The organism is Pseudomonas sp. 2957 (assembly GCF_031456345.1).
GTDB classification, from domain to species: domain Bacteria; phylum Pseudomonadota; class Gammaproteobacteria; order Pseudomonadales; family Pseudomonadaceae; genus Aquipseudomonas; species Aquipseudomonas siliginis.
This window is the reverse complement of sequence record NZ_JAVDUL010000005.1, coordinates 490,570-508,394: the sequence shown is the minus strand read 5'-3', so window position 1 is coordinate 508,394 and position 17,825 is coordinate 490,570. Positions and strand designations below refer to the sequence as shown.

The 17,825-nt window shown below is 60.3% G+C and carries 16 protein-coding genes; 6 read left to right on the top strand and 10 right to left on the bottom strand.

The window, feature by feature from the left end; genetic code table 11:
• Positions 1 to 251: 251 nt before the first annotated feature.
• Positions 252 to 1,394: a hypothetical protein gene (locus tag J2Y39_RS20490; RefSeq protein ID WP_310219386.1), complete on the bottom strand. Its 1,143-nt coding sequence runs from the start codon at positions 1,392 to 1,394 to the stop codon at positions 252 to 254.
• Between the two features lie 271 nt (positions 1,395 to 1,665).
• Between J2Y39_RS20490 and J2Y39_RS20485 the strand changes: the two genes are divergently transcribed.
• The 3 genes from J2Y39_RS20485 to J2Y39_RS20475 all read left to right on the top strand — a co-directional run bounded on the left by J2Y39_RS20485 (position 1,666) and on the right by J2Y39_RS20475 (position 5,473).
• A complete protein-coding gene (locus J2Y39_RS20485) occupies positions 1,666 to 3,600 on the top strand; it encodes an ATP-dependent DNA helicase RecQ (protein ID WP_056787121.1) in 1,935 nt (644 codons plus the stop codon).
• Between the two features lie 124 nt (positions 3,601 to 3,724).
• On the top strand, positions 3,725 to 4,951 hold the full coding sequence (locus J2Y39_RS20480; RefSeq protein ID WP_056787124.1) for a 3-hydroxyacyl-CoA dehydrogenase: 1,227 nt from the start codon (positions 3,725 to 3,727) through the stop codon (positions 4,949 to 4,951).
• Positions 4,952 to 5,053: 102 nt separating this feature from the next.
• Positions 5,054 to 5,473, top strand: coding sequence for a thioesterase family protein (locus J2Y39_RS20475; RefSeq protein WP_071174077.1), 420 nt, complete (start codon positions 5,054 to 5,056; stop codon positions 5,471 to 5,473).
• A 55-nt stretch (positions 5,474 to 5,528) separates the two neighbouring features.
• On the opposite strand, the gene J2Y39_RS20470 is transcribed toward J2Y39_RS20475, so the two are convergent.
• From J2Y39_RS20470 to J2Y39_RS20455, 4 genes are all read right to left on the bottom strand, one after another.
• Positions 5,529 to 6,014 carry a glycine zipper domain-containing protein gene (locus J2Y39_RS20470; RefSeq protein ID WP_039756448.1) on the bottom strand — a complete coding sequence of 162 codons (486 nt, stop codon included), beginning with the start codon at positions 6,012 to 6,014 and terminating at the stop codon, positions 5,529 to 5,531.
• A 332-nt stretch (positions 6,015 to 6,346) separates the two neighbouring features.
• Entirely contained in the window at positions 6,347 to 8,695 is a 2,349-nt protein-coding gene (locus J2Y39_RS20465; RefSeq protein WP_016772171.1) for an FdhF/YdeP family oxidoreductase, read from the bottom strand.
• On the bottom strand, positions 8,692 to 9,531 hold the full coding sequence (fdhD, locus tag J2Y39_RS20460) for a formate dehydrogenase accessory sulfurtransferase FdhD (RefSeq protein WP_016772170.1): 840 nt from the start codon (positions 9,529 to 9,531) through the stop codon (positions 8,692 to 8,694). The genes J2Y39_RS20465 and fdhD overlap by 4 nt, the downstream gene beginning before the upstream one ends.
• 92 nt (positions 9,532 to 9,623) lie before the next feature.
• Complete coding sequence (locus J2Y39_RS20455; protein WP_310219383.1) at positions 9,624 to 10,511, bottom strand: LysR family transcriptional regulator; 888 nt, start codon at positions 10,509 to 10,511, stop codon at positions 9,624 to 9,626.
• A 137-nt stretch (positions 10,512 to 10,648) separates the two neighbouring features.
• On the opposite strand from J2Y39_RS20455, the gene lysM reads away from it, so the two are divergent.
• Positions 10,649 to 11,089: a peptidoglycan-binding protein LysM gene (gene lysM / locus J2Y39_RS20450; RefSeq protein WP_056787132.1), complete on the top strand. Its 441-nt coding sequence runs from the start codon at positions 10,649 to 10,651 to the stop codon at positions 11,087 to 11,089.
• Between the two features lie 98 nt (positions 11,090 to 11,187).
• Here the strand turns inward: lysM and yrfG are convergent, their stop codons facing one another.
• Positions 11,188 to 11,850, bottom strand: coding sequence for a GMP/IMP nucleotidase (yrfG, locus tag J2Y39_RS20445; RefSeq protein WP_310219380.1), 663 nt, complete (start codon positions 11,848 to 11,850; stop codon positions 11,188 to 11,190).
• 88 nt (positions 11,851 to 11,938) lie between these two features.
• Between yrfG and nudE the strand changes: the two genes are divergently transcribed.
• Both nudE and cysQ read left to right on the top strand, forming a co-directional pair.
• Entirely contained in the window at positions 11,939 to 12,508 is a 570-nt protein-coding gene (gene nudE / locus J2Y39_RS20440) for an ADP compounds hydrolase NudE (RefSeq protein ID WP_016772166.1), read from the top strand.
• A 7-nt stretch (positions 12,509 to 12,515) separates the two neighbouring features.
• Complete coding sequence (gene cysQ, locus J2Y39_RS20435) at positions 12,516 to 13,343, top strand: 3'(2'),5'-bisphosphate nucleotidase CysQ (RefSeq protein WP_095181090.1); 828 nt, start codon at positions 12,516 to 12,518, stop codon at positions 13,341 to 13,343.
• 203 nt (positions 13,344 to 13,546) lie between these two features.
• Here cysQ and J2Y39_RS20430 read toward each other — a convergent pair whose 3' ends face one another.
• The 4 genes from J2Y39_RS20430 to rfbC are packed head-to-tail and all read right to left on the bottom strand — an operon-like array spanning position 13,547 to position 17,774.
• On the bottom strand, positions 13,547 to 14,002 hold the full coding sequence (locus J2Y39_RS20430; protein WP_056787139.1) for a thioesterase domain-containing protein: 456 nt from the start codon (positions 14,000 to 14,002) through the stop codon (positions 13,547 to 13,549).
• Complete coding sequence (locus J2Y39_RS20425; RefSeq protein WP_041477494.1) at positions 13,999 to 15,381, bottom strand: sigma-54 dependent transcriptional regulator; 1,383 nt, start codon at positions 15,379 to 15,381, stop codon at positions 13,999 to 14,001. The genes J2Y39_RS20430 and J2Y39_RS20425 overlap by 4 nt, the downstream gene beginning before the upstream one ends.
• Positions 15,378 to 17,186 (bottom strand): ATP-binding protein, encoded by a 1,809-nt coding sequence (locus J2Y39_RS20420; protein WP_310219377.1) that lies wholly within the window; start codon positions 17,184 to 17,186, stop codon positions 15,378 to 15,380. Before J2Y39_RS20420 ends, J2Y39_RS20425 begins: the two co-directional genes overlap by 4 nt.
• A gap of 42 nt (positions 17,187 to 17,228) precedes the next feature.
• Positions 17,229 to 17,774, bottom strand: coding sequence for a dTDP-4-dehydrorhamnose 3,5-epimerase (rfbC, locus tag J2Y39_RS20415; protein WP_056787145.1), 546 nt, complete (start codon positions 17,772 to 17,774; stop codon positions 17,229 to 17,231).
• Positions 17,775 to 17,825 lie beyond the last annotated feature (51 nt).

The following is a 17,825-nucleotide window of genomic DNA, read 5'->3' as shown; positions in this document are numbered from 1 at the left end:
TGCTGGACACGGCGTGTGCAGCGATGATGTTTCGTTTGTTACTTGGCCGGGGGCATCTGACTTGCAGCAGGTCCCAGCCGTCCTGTGTCAGCAGGTACAGGGCGTGGGTGATGTGGGTGTCGCTGCCAAAAGCAGCGACACCCACGACTATAGGTTCGCACCACCCGCTCGCGATAGCCGACAAGGCATTGCGTGAAGTAGGAACGGGACGAACAATTCGCCAGACGTTGCTACCGATTCTTAAACGCTTTTCAACGCAAATGTTGGTAGCCAGAAATATCCAGCAGGCTTGTGGTCAGTCCTGTTGCCGGCCGGTAGATCGTGCCTTTGACTGCCGAGAACGGCACGCCTTTGCTGCCCAGCGAGACATAGCGCTCGCCTTTGTCCTGTTCGGTGAAATAGGTGTAGGACTGGCTGTGCATCTTCTTGTAGCGGGCTTCGTCGCTGACGATGGTGCCGGTGAAGCGCAGCAGGTCGGCATCGCTCAGGTTGAGCGTTTTGCTCAGTGGCACGCCCCAACGCTTGAGGCAGGTTTCCGCCAGATGGCGAACGATGCGGCCGGGCTCGATCAGCGCATTGAGGTCGCTGCTGTTGGTGGGATCGCCGCCGAGGGCCGTGGCGTTGCCGGCGAGGGTGGCGTGGCGACCGGCCATTGGATAGATCGAGGTTTTGGTGCCGGTAGCGGTTTGCGGGATCACGCAGCTGAAGCCTTTTGAGCGCTCGTCGCGGGCATAGAAGGCGATGTATTCCTTGACGTTGGATTGAAGTTTGACGCGGTTTTCCTGGAAGTTGCCGATGCCCGGGACTGGATCAATCGCAAATATATTCACCGGAATATGTTTGAGTGCAGCGTCCTGGAACATCGCATTGGCGAGCATGTGGCAACTGATACCGCCACGGCTCCAGCCGACCAGATTGACTCGCGCGGGAATAACGCCGTTCTTGCGCAAAGTCTTGATGATCTGTTCCTGCAACTTCTGTTGCGTGATACTCCGATCGCCATAGTTATACTGGCGCCAGAACCAGGAGCCTTCCACTTTCACATCTTCAATAGGAATGCCTGCGGCTTTCAGACGGTTATATTCTAACTCGGTCAGTTGTTTACGCTGCCAGTCGCATTTGCCTTTGATAATGTTCACAGCGTGCTGCACGTTTTCATCCCAGCCTTTGCCGAACAGCGTGCCGGACAGGCCGTATTCAGAGGTCTTGGTGAACAGGTCGTCGGCTTGCATATTGCCGCTGCCAGGGCCATCGACGACGATCCACTCGGCAAATTCGCGTCCGCTGTGGTGTGCAGCGAGCGTAGAAACGATTTCGCCGTCCCAGAAGCTTTTATGTTTGTCATCAAATTTGTTGGAGCCGGTGCCGCAGAAAAATATTGTTAGAGTTGTCATTTCGTTGCTCTTGCTTATGTATAAGAGCAGTCAAGTTAGTTTTAGGTGGTGTTAAAAATAAAGGGCGCTGTTGTGTCTGCGTTTGTAATGTGAAGTTTGTTATATATGTAGCTGAGCTTTTCGAAAGTATGTCGAGGCGCTTCGATTGTTAAACGCTTGGTTTTCGCTTCCCATGTATCATTCAGTATCGATTCAACCCCGACCTTTTCTCGACTCGCTGCGATCGCCCGCTAGGCTTTGGGCATGGCAGCAGTCAAAGGAGTGACAGTAAATGCACCACACCCTGGAACAGGTTTTTGGTTATCCACAGTTTCGCCCCGGTCAGGAGGCCGCTGTCAGCGCGGTGCTGGCGGGGCGTTCGGCGGCGGCGATCTTTCCCACCGGCTCCGGCAAATCGCTTTGCTACCAACTGCCGGCACTTTTACTGCCACACCTGACATTGGTGGTCTCGCCGTTGCTGGCGTTGATGCAGGATCAACTTGCGTTTCTCAAGTCCCGCGGCATCTCGGCAGGCAGTATCGATTCGGCGCAGAGCCGCGAGGATGCCAACGACGTCATGGCCCGTGCGCGTTCGGGCGAGCTGAAGATTCTGATGATCTCCGTCGAGCGGTTGAAGAACGAGCGCTTCCGCAATTTCCTGCAGCAGGTGCCGATCTCGTTGCTGGTGGTCGACGAGGCGCACTGCATTTCCGAATGGGGCCACAACTTTCGGCCGGACTATCTGAAACTGCCCGACTACCAGCGTCAGTTCAACATTCCGCAGGCTTTGCTGCTCACCGCCACGGCGACACCAAAAGTCATCGCCGACATGCAGGCCAAATTCGCCATCGCTCCGGACGATGTAGTGACCACTGGTTTCTATCGGCCCAACCTCAATTTGCTGGTCGAGCCTGTACGCGGTCAGGACAAACGCCGGCGTCTGGTCGAATGGATGACCGAGCGTCCCGGGCAACCGAGCATTGTCTACGTGACGTTGCAGAAGACCGCCGAGCACATCGCCGAGCATCTTCAACGCAACGGAATTCAGGCCGAGGCATACCACGCAGGTTTGCCCCACGATCAGCGTGAAGACATTCAACGTCGCTTTATGGCCGGGCAGTCCAATTGCATTGTCGCCACCATTGCCTTCGGCATGGGCATCGACAAGAGCGACATCCGTAACGTCGTGCATTTCGATCTGCCCAAATCCATCGAAAACTACAGCCAGGAAATCGGCCGCGCCGGGCGTGACGGGCAGCCCTCCGACTGCCTGGTACTGGCCAACCGCGACAGCCTCAATGTGCTGGAAAACTTCGTCTACGGTGATACGCCCGAACGCGACGGGATTCATTATGTGCTCGAAGAGCTCAAAGCCTCAGTGCCGGACGGACAATGGGAGTTTTTGCTTGGGCCATTGGCGGATCAGAGCAACATTCGCTCGTTGCCGTTGAAGACTTTGCTGGTGCAGCTGGAACTGCGAGGCCTGATCGCGCCGCGCTACGCTTATTACGCTGAATACCGCTTCAAATATCTGCTTGAGCCTGAAGCATTGCTCCAGCGCTTCGAAGGCGAGCGCAGGGATTTCGTTGCGGCGATCATCAGGACGTCCACGCGAGCACGCACCTGGGCCACAGTAGATTTCGAGGCGATGTTTTCGCAGTATTCCGCCGAGCGCAATCGCGTAGTGACAGCGCTTGATTACTTCCAGGAAAAAGGCTGGGTCGAGCTTGAAAGCAAGCAAATGACCGAGGTTTACAGCCTGCTGCAAATTGATTTTGACAGCGACGCCCTGAGCGCTGAGCTGCACGAGTATTTCACTCGCCATGAACGGACTGAGGTGGCGCGGATTCACGCCATGCTTGAGGTGTTCGCCACCGAACGCTGCCTGGGTTATCGCCTGGCCGAGTATTTCGGTGACCACAATGCCCCTGAACATTGCGGGCATTGTTCGGTATGTCACGGCCAGATCGCGCGATTGCCGGAGCCGCCGCCGTTGCCAGCACTTGTGGATAAAAACTTCGCGCAATTGTGTGGTGAATTTATCCACAGGCATGAGCAGCACACAGGCAGCCTTCCGACGGCCGAACGCCTCACACGGTTCCTGTGCGGAATCAGCGTGCCGTTGTTCACCAAACTCAAGGCGCGGGCGATACCGGGTTTTGCTGCGTTGGAAGAGTATCCCTACGCAAAGGTCCGCGAGTGGGCGGACAGTCACTTGCTCGATTAAGCAGAGAGTCTGTGGGCGCTGCATCCATCCGCTGAATGTCGATCATCACGCTAATAAACTTCAAAAACCGCCGTTGCCTGACTAAGGTTGGAATCTGTCTTCGGGCCACTCACAAGAGAACAACATGAGCCAGACAAGCTTCGAGATTCAGCAGGCTGCCGTGATCGGCGCGGGCACCATGGGCCGTGGCATCGTCATGTGCCTGGCCAGTGCCGGCGTGAACGTGCAATGGGTGGATAACAATCCGCAGATGCTTGAGCAGGCGCTGACGACGGTCGCGCAAACTTATGCACACAACGTGCACCAGGGCCGCATTGATCAGGCCGAGGCGGATGCGCGAATGGCTCGCGTATCTGCAGCGGCGGATTACGCGGCGATCCGCAACGTCGATCTGGTGATCGAAGCGGTGTACGAGAACCTTGAACTGAAGCAGAAGATCTTTCGCGCGCTGGATGGCCTGCTCAAGCCTGAGGCGCTGCTGGCGAGCAACACCTCGGCGCTGGACATCGACGCCATCGCGGCTGCGACCCGCCGCCCGGAACAGGTACTGGGTCTGCATTTCTTCAGCCCCGCGCACATCATGAAGCTGCTGGAAATCGTGCGCGGTGCGCAGACCTCGCCAGCGGTGCTGGAGGCCGCGCTGGCACTCGGCAAGCGCATGGGCAAGGTCAGCGTGTTGTCCGGCAACTGCCACGGTTTTATCGGCAATCGCATGCTGCATCCGTATGTACTCGAAGCGCGCAAGATGCTTCTCGAAGGCGCTTATCCACAGCAGGTGGATGCCGCGCTGCAAGGCTTCGGCTTCGCCATGGGGCCGTTTCGCATGTACGACGTGGTTGGCATCGATCTGGAATGGCGTGCTCGGGAGCTAGCTGGCAAGGGGCAGGATGCGCCCGAAGTTCAGGTGGATAACCGCCTGTGCGAGATGGGCCGGTTCGGGCAAAAGTCCGGTAACGGTTATTACCATTATGAGCCGGGCAGTCGCCAGGCCGAGCATGATCCCGAGGTCGATGCATTGGTACTGCGGGTCAGCGAAGAGCTGGGTTTCCAGCGTCGCGACATCGGTCCCGAAGAAATCCTTGAGCGCTGTTTGCTGGCGCTGGTCAACGAAGGCGCGAAGATACTGCAGGAAGGCATTGCCGGCTCGGCCCATGACATCGATCTGGTGTACTTGAACGGCTATGGTTTTCCAGCGGATAAGGGTGGGCCTATGGCCTGGGCGGATCAGCAGGGGCTGGCGGATATTCATCAGCGCTTGCTGGCGCTGGAGACACGCCAGGGCGATCAGTGGAAGCCGGCGCGGTTGATTGGCGAACTGGCGGCGCAGGGGAAGGGGTTTGCTGATCGTTGACACCAGTCGGCTGTGCTGACGCCTTCGCGAGCGGGCTCGCTCCCACAGGTAAAGTGTTCGTCATCACGATCAAATTCAATTAAGAGAATGCGAGAACCCTGCATGAATCAACGCTGCGACTACCCCCACTTCCAGCCCATCACCACACGCTGGCACGACAACGACGCCTACGGTCACGTCAACAACGTTACCTACTACAGCTTCTTCGACACGGCGGTGAATACCTACCTGATTCAGGTCGGTGGCCTGGATATTCATGACGGCGAAGTGGTGGGATTCGTGGTCAGTTCCGCCTGCGATTACTTTGCCTCGATCGCTTTCCCCGATCTGATCGAGATCGGACTGCGGGTCGGCAAGCTGGGCAACAGTTCGGTGCAATATGAATTGGCTGTGTTCAAGGTCGGCGAAAGCGAGGCGTGTGCGGCGGGACGGTTCGTGCATGTGTTTGTCGATCGGGCGAGCAATCAGCCGGTGCCGATTCCTGCCGGTTTGCGCGGGGCGCTGGAGCGGCTGGTGGTCTAGACGCGCAAAAAAAATCGCAGCCCAAAAGCTGCGATTTTTTGTTCAAGCCTTCGCCTTAGTGGTGGCGATAGTACTTGTGATGCTTGCGGTGGCCGTAGGCATGGCCGCGACCTGGATGACCACGGTCGCGGTAGTAGCGACGGTCATCATGGCGACGGTCGTAACGACGATCATCGTCGTCACTCTTGTTGCCCATGTAGTTACCCAGTGCGCCACCTGCGCCGCCACCAGCGGCGGAGCCGATCAGGCTGCCGGTGGTGCCGCCGAGACTACGGCCAACCACGTTACCGCCGGCTGCACCCAGTGCACCGCCGATGGCCGCTTCGCCACGGCTGCGCTTGTCTGCACCGACCGCACTACCACCCGCGCCGCCCAGGGCTGCGCCGATGGTGGAACCTGTATTGCCGCCTAACGATTGACCGACGACCGAGCCAAGAACCCCGCCCAATGCGCCGCCCACACCTGCTTCGGTGGTGCCTCCGGCAGAAGCGAAGCCACTGACCAGGCCAAGGGACAACAAGAGAATCGAGGAGAACTTCATAGAGGATGAGCCTCAAAGGGATGACGGCGCCGATCCTGAAGCTCTGCAATGGGCGTGACAATCAAAATCCGACGAATAACACGACTTGTATACAATATTGCAAGTTACTGTTTTTTCACCGGAACTTAACCGATTTTCGCCGGTCTTTAGCTACTTCGGACAGGCCGTTTTCATGCAGAAACGGCCTTTTTTGTGGGCGGTCGAAAATCTTTGCCACGGCAGATCTGTTGACAGGTCGATCGCACTCGCGAGCAGGCTCGCTCCCACCTTTGAAATGCATTCCAAGTGTGGGAGCGAGCCTGCTCGCGAAGGGGCCGGATCTGGCTCCGCGGTTAAGCGGATTTAGCCATGATCAACCCAGTCTCACTCGCCGCTTCCAGCCGGATCGCAATGAACTTCGACGTCGGCGTGTGGCTGCCATCCCCCGTACTTTCCAGCGGCACCAGCGGATTGACCTCCGGATAGTACGCCGCCGCCTGCCCCGCAGGAATATCGAACGCCAACAATGTAAAACCTTTCACCCGACGCTCGCGACCGTCGTCCCAGATCGACACGATGTCGGCCTTCTGCCCAGGACGGAAGCCCAGGCGAATGATGTCGGCCTCGTTGGCGAACAGCACGTCACGCTGGCCCTTCACGCCGCGATAACGGTCGTCGAGACCATAGATCGTCGTGTTGTACTGATCGTGGGAACGCATCGATTGCAGGATCAGATCCGGCACCTGCCCAGTGGCACGGGTGCGTTCGTGAACCAGATCTTTCGGCAACTGGTTGGCGCGGAAATTGGCACGGCCCGATGGCGTATTCCACTTGCGGGCGCCAGCCGAGTTGCCCAGATAGAAGCCGCCCGGGTTTTTGATCTTGTCGTTGAAGTCTTTGAAACTCGGGATGGTGTCGGCGATCAGTTCGCGAATGCGCCCGTAATCGGCTACCAGCCAGTTCCAGTCCACCGGTTGGCTGCCCAAAGTCGCGGCAGCGATGCCGGCGATGATCGACGGCTCCGAGCGCATCTGGTTCGACAGCGGCTGCAACTGGCCGTTGGAAGCGTGGACCATACTGAACGAGTCTTCCACGGTCACCGCTTGCGGGCCTTCGGTCTGAATGTCGATGTCGGTACGGCCCAGGCACGGCAGGATCAGCGCGTCTTTACCGTGAGCGAGGTGGCTGCGGTTGAGTTTGGTGCTGATCTGCACTGTCAGGTCGCAGTTGCGCAGCGCTTCGAAGGTGCGCGAGCTGTCCGGCGTGGCCTGGGCAAAGTTGCCGCCCAAGCCGATGAACACCTTGGCGCGACCTTCGGCCATCGCATGGATTGCCTCGACCACGTTGTGACCGTTATGACGCGGCACCTTGAACTGGAAGCGACGCTCCAGCGAATCGAGGAACGCCACCGGTGGACGCTCGTTGATGCCCATGGTGCGGTCGCCCTGCACGTTGCTGTGACCACGCACCGGGCACAGACCGGCGCCAGGTTTGCCGATATTGCCGCGCAGCAGCATCAGATTGGCGATTTCCTGAATGGTCGGCACCGAATGACGGTGCTGGGTGATGCCCATGGCCCAGCACATGATCACGTTCTTGCCTTTGGCGTACATGCGCGCTGCTTGCTCGATCTCGACCAGGGTCAGGCCCGATTGCTCGACGATCTGCTCCCACGATGTATCGTCGACCGTGGCGAGGTACTCCAGCACGTTGGCGCTGTGAGCATTGAGGAAATCATGGTCGAACACCGCCGGCTCGCCCGCCTTCTGCGCATCGCGTTCCCATTGCAGGAGGAACTTGGCCATGCCGCGCAGCACCGCCATGTCGCCGCCGAGTGCCGGGCGGAAGTACGCAGTGTTGGTCGGCTTGTCGCCGTTGGTGAGCATTTCGATGGGGTGCTGGGGATGCTGAAAACGCTCCAGACCGCGCTCTTTCAGCGGATTGATGCACACCACCTGGGCGCCGCGTTTCACCGCTTCACGCAACGGTTCGAGCATGCGCGGATGGTTGGTGCCAGGGTTCTGGCCCCAGACGAAAATCGCGTCGGCGTGTTCGAAGTCGTCGAAGGTCACTGTGCCTTTGCCGACGCCGACACTCTGCGCCAACGCCACGCCGCTGGCCTCGTGGCACATGTTCGAACAGTCAGGGAAATTGTTGGTGCCGTAAGCCCGCACGAACAGTTGATACAGATACGCCGCTTCGTTGCTGGCACGCCCCGAGGTGTAGAACTCTGCCTGATCCGGGCTCGGCAGATTGCGCAGGTGCTTGCCGATCAGAGCGAAGGCATCTTCCCAACTGATCGGCTTGTAGCGATCGGACTCGGCGTCGTAGACCATCGGCTCGGTCAGGCGACCCTGATATTCCAGCCAATAATCGCTTTGTTCCAACAGGGAAGTGACGCTGTGCTTGGCGAAGAATTTCGCGTCGACGCGACGCTTGGTCGCTTCCCAGTTCACCGCTTTGGCGCCGTTCTCGCAGAACTTGACCATGCCGCTCTCCGGCGAATCACCCCAAGCGCAACCCGGGCAGTCGAAGCCGCCGTTCTGGTTGGTCTTGAGCATCATGCGCAGGTTTTTCAGGGCGTTGTCGCTGGTCAGCCACGCCTGGGCCACACTGATCAGGGCGCCCCAGCCGCCGGCGGCACCTTTGTAAGGCTTGTAGCGCGGGACAGGTTTCTGGTCGGCTTGATGATGTTGGCTCACGCTTGATTCTCCATCGCGGGGCTGTACACCCGCGGCGCACTCTTCTGCGGCAGGTGGATGAGATTGAGGTTGTGGCGCCGGGCCCATTGCACGGCCAGGCCGGTAGGCGCCGACAGGCTGACCAGGGTCTGGATGCCGGCACGCAAGACTTTCTGGATCAATTCGAGGCTGCAACGGCTGGTGACGATCGCCAGCCCGCCCTCTGTGGATATCTTCTGGCGGATCAGTCCGCCGATCAGCTTGTCCAGCGCGTTATGCCGACCGATGTCTTCACGACCGAGCAGCAGTTCACCACTGGCGTTCATGAACACCGCCGCATGCACCGCGCCGCAGTGCTGACCGAGCGGCTGAAAAGCGCCGATGCGCTGGCGCAAACCGTCGAGCCATTCGATCGGTGGCAAGGCTGCGCCCGGCAATACCTTGAGATCAGGCAGTGCCTGTTCGACCGCTTCGACGCCGCACAGTCCGCAGCCGCTGGTGCCGGCCAACTGCCGACGCTGCTGTTTGAGGTTCCAGAACGCGCGGTTGGCAATGGTCACTTGCGCGTATTGCGCCGAGCCTGCGCCTGTCAGTTGCAGATCGTAGATATCGCTGGCGTCTTCGATGATGCCGCTGCCGAGGCTGAAGCCGACAATGAAGTCTTCCAGATCGGTCGGGGTCACCAGCATCACCGCCTGGCTGATGCCGTTGTAGGCGATCGCCAACGCGACTTCCTCGGCCAGCGCGGTGCTGGCCGATGCCTCAAAGGGTAGATCGCTGTAGCTGTAGGTCTGGCTGGCGGCTGGCGCGGGCGTTTCAATTGCTGGCGCCGCGCAGGCTGGACGCTTGGCGTTCATGGCATCACCGACGGTTTGATCTAGGTCAAGACTAGGCGCGGCAAGTTGTCGCGTCTAATCGCTATTACCGATCTACCGATAGATGCCGTCGATCAAGCGTCTTTTGACGATTTCTGATAAATCGCGAAACAGGCTTCTGCCAGCGCTGAACGCGGCGCGCCACGGCGCATGATCAGGCCCAGCGGGGCGAGGGTGTGGGCATTTTCGATCGGTTGCAGGCGCAGGTGATCGGCGAGGGTTTCCGCGCCGCCATCAAGGGGCATGATTGCGCAGCAAAAGCCGCCGTGGACTGCTTGCAGCAGTTGATGCACGGCGTCGGTTTGCAACAGCGGCTGCGGCGTCAGGCCACGGCTGTGGAAGTTGTGGTCGATGGACTGGCGAAAATGCATGCCGCTGGTAAGCATGCACAGCGGCAGTTCGATCAGCGATTCCCAGCTCAGGGGTTCATCGCCGAAACTGAACGAGCGCTCGTCATAGAGCAGGCCCATGCGCGTCTCGTTAAAGGCCAGCGAATCGAACCGCTCGCTGTCCAGACGCTCCAGATACGAAACGCCAATGTCGATGCGGTTGTTCGCCAAGTGTTCGAGCACCTGCTCGGAGCTCAGCGACGACAGCTCGAAGCGCAGGTCCGGGTGCGCCGCGTGCAGACGTTGCATCAGCGGCAAGGGATCGAAACTCGACAGCGGCACCACGCCCAGGCGCAGCGTACCGATCAGATTGCCGCGACAGGCCGCCGCTTCCGCCTGCAAGCCGTCATAGGCTGCCAGCACCGTGCGCGCCCACGCCAGCACGCGTTCGCCCGGTGCGGTAAAGCCTTCGAAGCGCTGGCCGCGATTGACCAATGGCAGGTCGAGTTCTTCCTCGAGGCTGCGCAAGCGCATCGACAGGGTCGGCTGGGTGATGTGGCAGCGCGCGGCGGCCTGGCCGAAATGGCGGGTTTCGTCGAGGGCGATGAGGAATTTCAGTTGCTTGATGTCCATCTTCGCTCCGGGCGGTTGGCGGGGTGTGGCGATTCTACCGCCAGCGGCGCGGCAGCGTCATTGGTCGGACTGGAACCGGGTTTGGCCGGGGTGGTCTAGGCTTGGACGACTGGAACCCAAATCAAGGAGTGTGCGCTATGAGTCTGTTGAGCTTTGTGAAAGAGGCCGGTGAGAAGCTGATTGATCTGTTGACCCCAGGCAATGCCAATGCGAGTGAGCAGTTGAAGGAACATATCAGCAAGGTCGGGTTGGGCAATCCCAACGTGCAGGCGACCGTGGATGGCGACAAGGTGACGGTGACCGGTGAAGTGGCGAGCCAGGAAGAGAAGGAAAAGATTCTGCTCGCGCTGGGCAACATTGCGGGCGTAGGCAGTGTCGATGATCAGATCACGGTGACCGGACCGGTCGTCGTGGCTGCCGAGTTTGTCGAGGTCAAGGCAGGTGACACGCTCAGTGCGATCTCCCTGCGCGTCTATGGCAATGCCAACCAGTACCAGAAAATCTTCGATGCCAACAAACCGATGCTCAAGGATGTGAACAAGATCTATCCGGGACAAAAACTGCGCATTCCGAAATAACGCAATCATGTAGGAGCTGCCGAAGGCTGCGATCTTTTGACTTGGACTTTAAAAAAAGCAGATCAAAAGATCGCAGCCTGCGGCAGCTCCTACAGGGGTCAAAGCCCTGCAATCAAATCGCGGTAATCCTCGACTGCGGCAAACTCCGCTGTGTCCTTCGGCCCTTTGCGGCTGTCCGGTTCTTTCACCGCCAGCAAGTGCGCCACGCCAAAATCCCGCGCACTGCGCAGGATCGGCAAGGTGTCGTCGATAAACAGGCTGCGCGCCGGATCAAAACCTATGTCCGCCTGCAAGGCATCCCAGAACTGCGGGTTCTCCTTGGGATAACCATAGTCATGCGAACTGATCAGCCGCTCGAAGTACGCTGCCAGTTCAATCCGTTCCAGTTTCAACGACAGCGAATCGCGGTGCGCATTGGTGATCATGATCACCCGTTTGCCGGCGCGTTTGATTGCGCCGAGAAAGGTATCGGCATCGGCGCGCAGGGCGATCAAGTGGGCAGTTTCCTGTTTCAGTTCACGCACCGACAATTTCAGTTCTGCGCTCCAGAAATCCAGGCAGTACCACTGCAACTGGCCAGCGTGGCGCTCGAACAACGGCTGCAATTCCAGCTCGGCCATGGCCCGGCTGATGCCGTGCAGTTCGGCGTAGCGTTGGGGCAGGTGTTCGAGCCAGAAATGGTTGTCGAAGTGCAGATCCAGCAGCGTGCCGTCCATGTCGAGCAGAACGGTATCGATGTCGGACCACGGTAAAGAAGGCATGGCAACGTCTCGAACGGTGAAAAGATATCCGACGCAAACAATCGGGAAAGCCGCGTTATAGTAGCGCGTTCACGCCAAGGAGCTTTGCATGCGCCAGAAACCCACCGTACTCGCCCGCGAGATCGTCGCCACCAGTCGCCTGTTTCGCGTCGAAGAACTCAAGCTGCGATTTTCCAATGGCGTGGAGCGCACTTACGAGCGTCTGGTCGGCAAGGGTGCGGGCTACGGCGCGGTGATGATCGTCGCGATGCTTGATGCCGAACACGCAGTGTTGATCGAGGAATACTGCGGCGGCACCGACGAGTACGAACTGTCTCTGCCCAAAGGCCTGATCGAGCCGGGCGAAGACGTGCTGGCGGCCGCTGAGCGGGAACTCAAGGAAGAGGCCGGTTATGGCGCACGTCAACTGGAACATCTGACCGAGCTGTCGCTGTCGCCCGGTTACATGAGCCAGAAAATCCAGGTGGTGCTGGCCACCGACCTGTATGAAGAGCGGCTGGAAGGTGATGAACCGGAGCCGATGCGGGTCGACAAGGTCAACCTGCGCGAACTGTCGGCACTGGCGCAGAATCCGCAATTTTCCGAGGGCCGCGCCTTGGCTGCGCTGTATCTGACCCGCGACCTGCTGAGCCAGCGCGGGGTGTTCAGCTATGAGTGAGACGTCGATGAATTTTCCCCATCCGCTGATGGCACCTGTGGTTGCGCTGGCTTTACAGGCTGGCGAGGCGATTCTGCCGTTCTGGCGCGCCGGCGTTGAAGTCACGGCCAAGTCCGATGATTCGCCGGTCACGGCCGCCGACCTGGCCGCCCATCACCTTATCGTTGCCGGGCTGACGGCGCTGGATCCGAGCATTCCGGTGCTGTCCGAAGAGGACGCCGACATCCCGCAAAGCGTGCGCGCCGGTTGGCAACGCTGGTGGCTGGTGGATCCGCTGGACGGTACCAAGGAGTTCATCAGCGGTAGCGAGGAATTCACCGTCAACATCGCGCTGATCGAAAATGGCCGGGTGGTGTTTGGTGTGGTGACGATGCCGACCAACGGTCGTTTTTATGTCGGCGGCGCCGGATTTGGAGCCTGGCGTGGCGACGAGGGCGGTACGCCGACGGCGATTCAGGTGCGCGATGTGCCTGCGCCGGGCGAGGCGTTTACTGTGGTGGCCAGCCGTCGACATTCAAGTCCCGAGCAAGAGCGTTTGCTGGCCGGGTTGAGCGCGAGCCTTGGTGAGTTGCAACTGGCCAATATCGGCAGTTCCTTGAAGTTCTGTCTGTTGGCCGAAGGTGCTGCTGATTGCTATCCGCGACTGGCGCCGACTTCGCAGTGGGACACGGCGGCAGCGCAGGGCGTGCTGGAAGGGGCGGGGGGCGAGGTGCTGGATTTGAAGGGTGAAGCGTTCAGTTATCCGCCGCGAGAATCGCTGTTGAACGAGTTCTTTCTGGCGCTGCCGGCGAAGGCTGCGTGGCGCGGACGGTTGTTGGAGTTGGCCCGAGGCTAACTGCCTGATCCGCAATTCCCCTCACCCCAGCCCTCTCCCCCAGGAGAGGGAGCCGACCGAGTTGTCTGGCGCTATGCATCGACCTGGAGAATCGAGTCGATTGTGGATTCGGCGAAGCAGTTTCAGGTCGACGTAAATCTGTAGCATCCCCGTATCGGTTCCCTCTCCCTCGGGAGAGGGCTAGGGTGAGGGGCTGTTGATCTTCAACGGTGCAAAACGTACTGCCCGGTAAATCTCACCGCCTCGTCCTCACTTCCCGCATTCAGTATCCGCGTATCCAGCGTCAGCCGCGCCCGTCCATAACGCCGATACATCGCCACAAAGCGTTTCCACACCGCGGCCTCCGGCGCCGGGCAAATGGCCATGGCGTCTCCCGTCACCGGCAGCGGATAACTGATCTGCCCTTCCTGAATGACGATATGTCCGTCGGCAATCCCTTCTTCCTTCAAACGTAAATGCAACCAGCCCCAACCGGCCAGCACCGCTGCGCAATACAGGCTGCCGCCAAACATGGTGCTCTTGTGATTGACGTTGGGCGCGAGCGGCAGGTGCAGGCTCAGTTGCTGCTCGCGCCACTCAAGCACCTCGAGGCCCATTTCGGCGGTCAGCGGAATGTCGTGATGCAGCACCGTTTGCAGGTATTCGCTTTCGCTGCTCATTCGTTGTCTTCCCCGTGGCTGCTGTCGCCGAAATTCAGACCGTGTTTGCGCAGCTTGTCATGCAGGGTCTTGCGCGGAATACCCAGAGCTTCGGCGAGGCTGCGCACCGAGCTGTGCGAGCGCGCCAGTTCGGCGGCTATCAACGATTTTTCGAAGTTTTCGACTTGCTCGCTGAGGCCGCCGCTGACCACTTCTACAGGCGCGCCGCCGCTGCCATCAGCGCTGTTGTCCAGTGCCAGTTCAAGGCCGAGGGCGAAGCGTTCGGCGGCATTTTGCAGTTCACGTACATTGCCTGGCCAAGTGTGGCGCAGCAGCAGGGCGCGGTGTGCCGGTTGCAGCTCGTGGGGCGGCAAGCCGTGACGGGCGCTGGCTTCATCGGCGTAATGCTGGAACAACACCAGTGCGTCTTCGCCGCGTTCGCGCAACGGCGGGATGCGCAGCGGCGCGACGTTGAGGCGGTAATACAAGTCGGCGCGGAAGCGGCCCTGATCCGCCGCCTGGCGCAGGTCTTCCTTGGTCGCGGCGATGACGCGGATGTCCAGCGGGATCAACTGATTGCCGCCCAGGCGCTCGACGACCCGCTCCTGGAGCATGCGCAGCAGTTTCACTTGCACGTCCATGCTCATGCTTTCGATTTCGTCGAGAAACAGCGTGCCGCCATTAGCAAATTCAAATTTACCGATGCGACGTTTCTGCGCCCCGGTGAAGGCGCCGGGCTCGTGACCGAACAGTTCGCTTTCCACCACCGATTCCGCCAGGGCGCCGGCGTTGATCGCTACGAACGGACCGTTGCGGCGGCTCGACAAGTCGTGCAGCGCGCGGGCCACGACTTCTTTGCCGGCACCGGTTTCGCCGAGGATCAGCACGTCGGCCTTGGTCGCCGCCAGCGCGCCGATCTGCTCACGCAGGCGCAGCATCGGCGTCGAATGGCCGACCAGCCGCGCGCTCAATTCGTTGCGGTCGCTCAAGGCCAGACGCAGGCTGCGGTTGTCCAGCACCAGCCGCCGTAGCGCGAGGGCGCGACGGACGCTGTCGAGCAGTGCATCGCTGGCAAAGGGTTTTTCCAGAAAGTCGTAAGCGCCGGCGCGCATCGCCTGCACCGCCAGCGGTACGTCGCCATGGCCAGTGATCAGCAGCACCGGCAACTCGGGATCCTGTGCGTGCAATTCACTGAGCAGCTCGAGGCCGTCCATGCCCGGCATGCGAATGTCGCTGACCACCACACCTGGCCAGTCACGCTCAAGCTGTGCGGCGAGGCCCTTGGCTTCGGACAGCGGCAGAATTTTCAGGCCGGCCAGGTCCAGGGTCTGGCCGAGAGCCTGGCGCAAGTGCGGATCGTCGTCGATCAACACTACCTGGATGCGATTGTCGATGGTCATGCACTTCGATCCTCGGACGGTTGCAGGCTGACTCCGGGCGCGCCGGCGCGCAGGCGCAGGGTAATCAGGGCACCGCCTTGTTTGTGGTTGGCGAACGACAGCTCGCCACCAAATGCGCGCATCAGCGTTTCACAAATGGCCAGTCCCAGACCCAGACCCTGTGTGCGGGTCTTAGTGGTGTAAAAGGGCTCGCTGGCGCGGCCAAGAGCTTCCATGCAGAACCCGGGGCCGTTGTCGCGAATGTATAGATTGACGCCGTCGGCGGTGGCTTCGGCACTCAGCCACAGCTTGCGCGGCGGGCCTTTTTCGGTGAGCGCATCGAGGGCGTTGGCCAGCAGGTTGCCGAGAACCTGGCGCAATCGGGTTTCGCCGGCCTCGACCCACAGCGTCGCGGCGGGCAGGTCGCGAATCAGTTCGACTTCCATGCTGCGCCGACGTTTGGCGAGTAATGCCAGCGCATCGTCCAGCGCCGGTTGCAGAGCGACGCTTTCCGGTGCGTGGCGATCGCGCCGAGCGAAGGCACGCAAATGGGCGATGATCGAGGCCATGCGCCCGGTCAGTTCGCTGATCAGCTTGAGGTTGCCGCGCGCGTCCTCGGTGCGCTGATGATCGAGCAGCACTTCGGCGTTTTCCGCATAACTGCGAATCGCTGCCAGCGGTTGATTGAGTTCGTGGCTGATACTCGCCGACATGGTCCCCAGTGCCGACAATTTGCCGGCCTGAACCAGATCGTCCTGAGCGCGCACCAGCTCCTGCTGCGCCTGCTCACGCTCGAGCACTTCCTGTTTCAAACGCCGGTTGAGACCTTCCAGATCGCTGGTACGTTCGGCCACCCGGCCTTCCAGTTCGCGGCGGGCCTTGGCTTCGAAGGCGATGCGCTCCAGATAGTGCCGGCGACGCTGCATCATCAAACCCACCAGCAGCATCACCACCAACAGTGTGGCGCCGCCGATCGCGACCACCGTGCGCACCGGACGATCGATCAGCGTGCGCGGGGCGAGGATGCTCACGCTCCAGCCGGTCTCGGCGATGTCGTGGGTCTGCGTCAGCCAGGCGTCGGGGCTCAGGTTCAGCGGCCTGGGTTCACGGGTCGGATAGGGCTGGATCGCAGTGATCGCGGTGCGCTCGGCATCGCTCAACTCGCGAGTGGAGCGGAAACGCCATTCCGGGCGCGACGTCAGGATGACCACGCCGTTATGGTCGGTCACCAGCAGTTGTTCCGGGGTTTTGCCCCACAGGCTTTCCGTGTGGTCGAGGTCAACCTTGATCACCAGCACGCCGATGATTTTCTCGCCGCTGCGCACAGCCGCAGCGAAGAAATAACCGCGCTTGGCCGAGGTGGTGCCGAGGCCGAAGAAGCGTCCGAGGCGCCCGGCCATGGCTTCACTGAAATACGGGCGGAAGGCGAAGTTGCGGCCGACGAAGCTGTCGCGTTTGTCCCAGTTCGACGCCGCCAGTGTCTGGCCGGAGGTGTCCATCAGATACATGACTTCAGCGCCGGTCTGCGCAGCGATGTTATTCAGCAGGCGATTGGCGTTGCCTTGGGTCACGCCGTCGTCCGGCGCACCGAGCACTGCGCGCAGGGCCGGCAGATCGCCGAGAATCTGCGGCAACACTTCATAGCGATGCAGGGTGCCGAGCAGGTTGGCGACGTAGAGATCGAGGGTCTGGCGATTCTGCCCGGCGAGTTCGCTGCGGTAATAGCGCTCGGCAAGATGTTCCAGCGGCCACAGCAGCGGCGCCAGGCACAGGGCCAACAGCGCGAGGCTGCGCCAGCGGGGTCTGCGGGGAAGCGGTGGTTTCATGTGCCGGATACGCCTGTAGGGACAGGCGCATTATGCCCGGCCTCAGGCGAAGACGTCAGCGTCCTTGAGCAGCGCAGCCGCCTGGTCCTTGGCCGACAGCTTCGGCGCTTCGTCCAGTTGCCAGTCGATGCCCAGCGCCGGGTCGTCCCAGCGAATGCTGCGCTCGGAGGACGGGTCGTAATAGTTGGTGGTCTTGTAGAGAAATTCGGCGAACTCGCTCAGCACCACGAAACCGTGAGCGAAACCTTCCGGTACCCACAGCTGGCGATGGTTTTCCGCCGACAGGCGCACCGCCACCGACTTGCCGAAATGCGGCGAACTGCGACGGATGTCCACCGCCACATCAAGCACTTCACCCGCGGTCACGCGAACCAGTTTGCCCTGGGTGTTCTGCAACTGGTAATGCAGGCCACGCAGCACGCCTTTTTGCGAGCGCGAATGGTTGTCCTGCACAAATTGCGTATCCAGACCGGTGGCGTCCTGAAACGCTTTGGCATTGAAACTCTCGTAGAAAAAACCGCGCTCGTCGCCGAACACCTTGGGTTCGATGATCAGAACACCGGGCAGATCGGTGGTGATGACATTCATGAGGATTTCCATAGACAGGTGTGAATGGCCGACATTCTTGCGCAAAGTGCT

Coding starts and splice junctions, on each gene's coding strand:
- J2Y39_RS20490 (WP_310219386.1), bottom strand. CDS start 1,394: ATGACAACTCTAACAATATTTTTCTGCGGCACCGGCTCCAACAAATTT.
- J2Y39_RS20485 (WP_056787121.1), top strand. CDS start 1,666: ATGCACCACACCCTGGAACAGGTTTTTGGTTATCCACAGTTTCGCCCC.
- J2Y39_RS20480 (WP_056787124.1), top strand. CDS start 3,725: ATGAGCCAGACAAGCTTCGAGATTCAGCAGGCTGCCGTGATCGGCGCG.
- J2Y39_RS20475 (WP_071174077.1), top strand. CDS start 5,054: ATGAATCAACGCTGCGACTACCCCCACTTCCAGCCCATCACCACACGC.
- J2Y39_RS20470 (WP_039756448.1), bottom strand. CDS start 6,014: ATGAAGTTCTCCTCGATTCTCTTGTTGTCCCTTGGCCTGGTCAGTGGC.
- fdhD (WP_016772170.1), bottom strand. CDS start 9,531: ATGAACGCCAAGCGTCCAGCCTGCGCGGCGCCAGCAATTGAAACGCCC.
- J2Y39_RS20455 (WP_310219383.1), bottom strand. CDS start 10,511: ATGGACATCAAGCAACTGAAATTCCTCATCGCCCTCGACGAAACCCGC.
- lysM (WP_056787132.1), top strand. CDS start 10,649: ATGAGTCTGTTGAGCTTTGTGAAAGAGGCCGGTGAGAAGCTGATTGAT.
- yrfG (WP_310219380.1), bottom strand. CDS start 11,850: ATGCCTTCTTTACCGTGGTCCGACATCGATACCGTTCTGCTCGACATG.
- nudE (WP_016772166.1), top strand. CDS start 11,939: ATGCGCCAGAAACCCACCGTACTCGCCCGCGAGATCGTCGCCACCAGT.
- cysQ (WP_095181090.1), top strand. CDS start 12,516: ATGAATTTTCCCCATCCGCTGATGGCACCTGTGGTTGCGCTGGCTTTA.
- J2Y39_RS20430 (WP_056787139.1), bottom strand. CDS start 14,002: ATGAGCAGCGAAAGCGAATACCTGCAAACGGTGCTGCATCACGACATT.
- J2Y39_RS20425 (WP_041477494.1), bottom strand. CDS start 15,381: ATGACCATCGACAATCGCATCCAGGTAGTGTTGATCGACGACGATCCG.
- J2Y39_RS20420 (WP_310219377.1), bottom strand. CDS start 17,186: ATGAAACCACCGCTTCCCCGCAGACCCCGCTGGCGCAGCCTCGCGCTG.
- rfbC (WP_056787145.1), bottom strand. CDS start 17,774: ATGAATGTCATCACCACCGATCTGCCCGGTGTTCTGATCATCGAACCC.